Genomic DNA, 5,642 nt, shown 5'->3' with positions numbered 1-5,642 from the left:
AGGTTTTCTTCCGGCACGAACACGTCCTGCAATGAAATCTCGCCGGTGATCGAGGCGCGAAGCGAGAATTTGCCTTCGATCTTCGGCGTCTCGAAGCCTTTGAAGCCGCGTTCGACGACGAAACCGCGGATCGTATCGTCCTCGGTCTTCGCCCAGACGACCGCGAGGTCGGCGATCGGCGAATTGGTGATCCACATCTTGGCGCCGTTAAGCACATAGCCGCCATCGGCCTTCCTGGCCCGCGTCTTCATCGAGCCCGGATCGGAGCCGTGATCTGGTTCGGTGAGGCCGAAACAGCCGACCCACTCGCCGCTGGCGAGCTTCGGCAGGTATTTTTCGCGCTGCGCTTCGGTGCCATAGGCATGGATCGGGTGCATGACGAGCGAGGATTGCACGCTCATCGCCGAGCGGTAGCCGCTATCGACGCGCTCGATTTCGCGCGCCACCAGCCCGTAGCAGACATAGGAGAGGCCGGCGCAGCCGTATTTCTCCGGCAGCGTCGGCCCGAGCAGCCCTTGCGCACCCATCTCGTTCATGATCTCGCGATGGAAAATCTCGTGCCGGTTCGCCTCCTTGACGCGCGGCATCAGCTTTTCCTGCGCATAGGCGCGGGCGCTGTCGCGCACCAGCCGCTCTTCCTCCGTCAGTTGCTCATCGAGCAGCAGCGGGTCCTGCCAGTTAAAGGAGGCGAGTGGCGGATTGGGCTTCTCGCCCGTCGCGGAGGGGGCGGCTTCGGCGGCTTTCGACATCGGTTCGGTCCTCGAAACGTCGGGGAAGGGCGGATTGCCGAACGATATAGCAGGGGCGGGCGGGGGTGGCGAGCGCGGCCGTCAGGCGCCGCGCGCCTTTTTCCCGGCCGCCTCGCTCTCCCGGACATAGGCGGTCATTTCCTCGGCCAGATGATCGAACATCAGCCGCATCCGGCGGCTGGTCTTGAGGTCTTCATGCATGGCGATCCAGATATCGAGATCGAAGCTGACGAGGCCGGGCATGACGGGCACGAGATCGGGGTTTCGCGCCGCAAGGCCGTATTGACACATGCCAAGGCCGAAACCGGCCGAAAGCGCCATGAACTGCGCCACGTCGCTGTCGGCACGAAACAGGAAGAGATCGCGGGTCAGCGTCAGGCCCAGTTCCTTCAGGCGCCGCACCGAGGGTTCGCGGTCGAAGCCGATGACGGGATGCTGTCCGAGCTCGTCCAGCGTCGCCGGCGCGCCATGTGCCTCGACATACCGGCGATGGGCATGAAGCCCGAGCTGCACCACGCCCGTCTTGCGGGCGATCAACGCCGTCTGCGTCGGCCGGATCATGCGCACCGCGATGTCGGCGTCACGGCGGATCAGGTCGTCGGTGCGGTTCGAGAGCACCATCTCGATGGCGATGCGCGGGTGCTTCTCACGGAAACGGGTCAGCATGGCCGGGAGGACCTGCGTGCCGATGATCTCGCTGGCGGTAATCCTGACCGTGCCGCTGTCGTCCTCGGCCTCGCCGGAGGCAGCCCGTCTCAGCGCCTCCGCGGCGCTCGCCATCGCCTCGGCGTGGGCCACCAGCGCCAGTGCGCCCTCCGTGGGTGCGAGACCGCCTTGCGAGCGGGTAAAGAGCCCGACGCCCAGAGCCGCTTCCAGGGCGTCGACATGGCGTCCTACGGTCGGCTGCGTCAGGCCGAGCTGCCGGGCGGCGCCCGAAAGGCTTCCCTCCCGCACGACCGCGAGAAAAGACCTGTAAAGTTCCCAGCCGGGTTCAACATCAGTCATACGAAAACGTATAATGATTAGCCGCATTTTGGCAATTTATATTCGTCAATGAATATCCCATTCTCCACCAGTCAACACAGGGTCACAGGAGAACGGGATCATGGCTTCGACGGCACTCATCATCGGCGCGACGGGCGGTTTCGGCGGCGAAATGGCCTTGGCGCTCCGCAATCACGGCTGGCAGGTGCGCGCCATGCACCGCAAGCCCAGGGCGGCGGCCCGGCAATTCGCCGACATGTCCTTCATCGACTGGGTGAAGGGCGACGCCATGAACGCGGCCGATGTGAAGGCGGCGGCGGTCAATGCCGAAATCGTGGTCCATGCGGTCAACCCGCCCGGCTACCGCAACTGGGGCGGCACCGTGGTGCCGATGATCGACAACACGATCGCGGCGGCGAAGGCCACCGGCGCGCGGATCGTCTTTCCCGGCACGGTCTACAATTTCGGGCCCGACGCCTTTCCGCTGCTGGGCGAGGCCTCGCCGCAAAATCCGAAAACCCGCAAGGGCGCGCTGCGCGTCGAGATGGAGCGCCGTCTGCGCGCCGCCTCGGAAGAGGGCGTGAAGGTGCTGATCCTGCGCGCCGGCGATTTCTTCGGCGGCCCGAACACAGGCAACAACTGGTTCGCACAAGGCCTGGTGAAGCCCGGCAAGAGGCTTCGCTCCGTCGCCTATCCGGGACCGCACCATGTCGGCCATGCCTGGGCCTATCTGCCCGACATGGCGGAGACGGCCGCCCGGCTGCTCGCCCGCGCGGACGATCTCGGCGCCTTCGAGGCCTTCCATTTCGGCGGCCATTGGCTGGAGCAGGGGATCGAGATGGCGGACGTCATTCGGACCGTCGCGCGGCGCTCCGATGCGCCCGTGAAAAAGCTGCCCTGGTTCGCGCTGACGCTGCTTTCGCCCTTTGTCGAGACGTTCCGCGAGATGCGCGAGATGCGCTACCTCTGGAAAAAGCCGGTCCGGCTCGACAATGCAAAGCTCGTCGCCTTTCTCGGACACGAGCCCCACACGCCCCTCGATATCGCCGTCGGAACCACACTCGCCGCGCTGGGCTGCATCGATGCAGAGCAGCGTGCGGAAAACCCCCATGCGGCAGACGCCGCCCTCATGAAAGGAACGATCTGATGTCCCGCACCAATCGCATCGAACGCATGCTCACCGCCGTCGCCGCTACCGCGCTCGGCATCTACCTCCTCGGCTTTCTGCACGAAGCGGCCACGCTCTATGTCATCTGAACGAAAGCGGCGGCGGGATCGCTCCCGCCGCCGTCGCGTAAAGTGCCTGCGGCACAAGGATTATTCTGCCGCCGCCTTCAAGGCGTTGAGCGCTTCGGCCGGCATCCGTTCGGCGAATTCGCGGCACGCCTGCACATATTCGCGCTTCAGGCGGTCGACGAGTTCGGCAACGGGCGGCGCGTCGGTGATCTGGCCGATGCCCTGGCCCGAACCCCAGATGTCCTTCCACGCCTTCTGCTTCATGTTGCCGCCCGAGCCGAAATTCATCTTCGACTTGTCGGCTTCCGGCAGGTTGTGCGGGTCGAGGCCGGCCGCCGCAACGGAGGGCGCCAGATAATTGCCATGCACGCCGGTGAAGAGATTGGTGTAGACGATGTCGTCGGCGGCGTATTTGACCAGATGGTCCTTGTAGGACTGATCGGCATTGGCTTCTGCGGTGGCGACGAAGCGCGTGCCGAGATAGGCGAGGTCGGCGCCCATGGCGAGCGCGCCGGCAATGCCCCAGCCGTCGCTGAGCGCGCCGGACAGGATGACCGTGCCCTTGAACCACTGCTTGACCTCGCGCACCAGCGCGAAGGGCGACAGCGTGCCGGCATGACCGCCGGCGCCGGCGCAGACCAGGATCAACCCGTCGACGCCCTGTTCGGCCGCTTTCTTCGCGTGCTTGACGTTGATGACGTCGTGGAAGACGACGCCGCCATAGGAATGCGCGGCGGTGACGATTTCTTCCGGCGGGCGCAGGCTCGTGATGATGACCGGCACTTCGAGTTTGGTGCAGATATCGACGTCGTGCATCAGCCGGTCGTTGGAGGCGTGACAGATCTGGTTGACGGCGAAGGGCGCGACTTTCTTCTCGGGGTGCTTGGCCTGATATTCGCCAAGCTCGCTCTTGATCCGCGTGATCCATTCTTCCAGCACATGGGCGGGGCGCGCATTGAGCGCGGGAAACGAACCAACAATGCCCGCCTTGCATTGCGCGATGACAAGCTCCGGGCCCGACACGATGAAGAGCGGCGAACCGATGACGGGCAGTTCGAGCCGGTTCTTGAGGTTGGCGGTCAATGGCATGGGGTTTCTCCTCCAGGGCGATTTCGTAACCGGGACTATGGCGCGAAACGGCCGTCGACGCCTGTCTGCCAGCGCGCGTCTGGCCGTTCAAATACGTTCAGACGCCATCAGGGCGCGGCCTGCGGCGCCCTCAGAAAATCCAGGATGGCGGCGCTGACCGCATCCGGCGCCTCGATCTGCGGGAAATGGCCGACATCGGCGAGTTCGACATAGCGATAAGGGCCGGTGAAGGCCGGCGCGGCCGCCTCGAAACGCTCGACGGCAATCGCGCCATCGGCATCGCCGGCAATGACCAGGCTCGGAACCGCGATCTGGCTCTCCGGCGTCGCCCGTACCGCGCCTTCGGCATCGCCGCCGAAAAACGACCAGTAATAGCCGAGCGGCCCGTCGACGCCGCCTTCAGCAAGCGAGGCTTTGATGTCGGTGAGATCGACGCTCGAAACGTCGAGTGTCGGCGACCATGCTTCATAGATGCGGTCGATATGGGTGAAGTCGTTGCGCGACACCCACCAGCGGACAAACGGCAACTGGTAGTAAATGAAATGCGGCGCGCCGAGCAGCACGCCGGGATCGCCCGCTATCGCCAGCGGATGGGGAATGGACAGCGCGACAAGCGCCCGGACCTTCGAGGGGTCGGCGGTCGCCGCCGTGTAGACCGCGGCCGCGCCCCAGTCGTGGCCGACAATGACGGCATCCTCCTCGCCAAGCGCCTCGATCAACGCCAGCACGTCGGCACCGAGCGTCGGCACGCTGTAGTCGCCGTCCTCGGCCGCCGCGCTCGGCCAGTAGCCGCGCATATAAGGCGCAACGACGCGATATCCGGCGGCGGCGAGATCGCGCTGCACCGGTGCCCAACTCCGTGCGGTCTCGGGATAGCCGTGAAGCAGCAGGACGAGCGGCCCGCTTCCCTCCTCGACATAGGCAAAGCGGATGCCGTTCGCCTCGACATAGGCGATGTCGTCGGCGGCGGCGGGTGCAAAGCCGAACAGGATGAAGAGCGCCGCCGCAAGCAGGTGTCCACGCATGGCCATGAGGTTCCCCTGTTTCAGCGCCCGGCCAGCCGGTCGCGGTCGATCTTGGCTTTCTCGCCGATGAAGTCGATGACAGCGCGCACAGGTGCCGTGTCGCGAAGGTCCGGATGCGCCAGCAGCCACATTTCGGTGCCGTTGGCGAGTTTCTGCGGCGCGATGCGGACAAGATCGTCGTAATGGTCGCCGGTGAGGCAGACCAGCGTCGAAATGCCGACGCCGGCCCTGACCGCCTGCACGAGATCGGCATCCGCAAAACAGCGCAGCGCCACGCGCGCGCCCTGCGTCACATGGGCGAGCCAGTCGGCAAGCTCGACTTCGGCCGCCCGGCCGCCGAAGCCGACAATGCGGTGGTCCTTCCATTCCTCGCGCTTTGCCGGCAGGCCGAAGCGTTCGGCATAGGAGCGCGAGGCATAGAAGCCGACGCCGATGCGGCCGATCTTGCGCCCGACGACATTTTCGCGCCCCGGCCCGTAAGGCCGGATGACGACATCGGCGTCGCGCCGCTTGACCGAAATCTGCGTGACCTCGCTCACGATCTCGATTTCGATGCCGG

Annotated in this window: 6 protein-coding genes; 1 reads left to right on the top strand and 5 read right to left on the bottom strand. The window is 65.4% G+C overall.

What is annotated here, in order from left to right:
• On the bottom strand, positions 1–749 hold a 749-nt coding region (locus WEB61_RS04270), incomplete at its 3' end, for an acyl-CoA dehydrogenase family protein (RefSeq protein ID WP_368063087.1).
• A gap of 81 nt (positions 750–830) precedes the next feature.
• Entirely contained in the window at positions 831–1,754 is a 924-nt protein-coding gene (locus WEB61_RS04265) for a LysR family transcriptional regulator (RefSeq protein ID WP_368063086.1), read from the bottom strand.
• Positions 1,755–1,854: 100 nt separating this feature from the next.
• Between WEB61_RS04265 and WEB61_RS04260 the strand changes: the two genes are divergently transcribed.
• Positions 1,855–2,880 carry an NAD(P)H-binding protein gene (locus WEB61_RS04260; RefSeq protein WP_368063085.1) on the top strand — a complete coding sequence of 342 codons (1,026 nt, stop codon included), beginning with the start codon at positions 1,855–1,857 and terminating at the stop codon, positions 2,878–2,880.
• Positions 2,881–3,050: 170 nt separating this feature from the next.
• On the opposite strand, the gene WEB61_RS04255 is transcribed toward WEB61_RS04260, so the two are convergent.
• The 3 genes from WEB61_RS04255 to WEB61_RS04245 form a co-directional block, all read right to left on the bottom strand.
• Positions 3,051–4,058, bottom strand: coding sequence for an NAD(P)H-dependent flavin oxidoreductase (locus WEB61_RS04255; protein ID WP_368063084.1), 1,008 nt, complete (start codon positions 4,056–4,058; stop codon positions 3,051–3,053).
• A gap of 107 nt (positions 4,059–4,165) precedes the next feature.
• Complete coding sequence (locus WEB61_RS04250) at positions 4,166–5,089, bottom strand: alpha/beta fold hydrolase (protein ID WP_368063083.1); 924 nt, start codon at positions 5,087–5,089, stop codon at positions 4,166–4,168.
• 14 nt (positions 5,090–5,103) lie between these two features.
• Positions 5,104–5,642, bottom strand: a 539-nt coding sequence (locus WEB61_RS04245; RefSeq protein ID WP_368063082.1) for a LysR substrate-binding domain-containing protein, incomplete at its 5' end; no start/stop codon positions are given.

It is taken from the genome of Parvibaculum sp. (assembly GCF_040882025.1).
Lineage (GTDB): Bacteria > Pseudomonadota > Alphaproteobacteria > Parvibaculales > Parvibaculaceae > Parvibaculum.
This window is presented reverse-complemented; position numbering and strand designations above follow the sequence as displayed.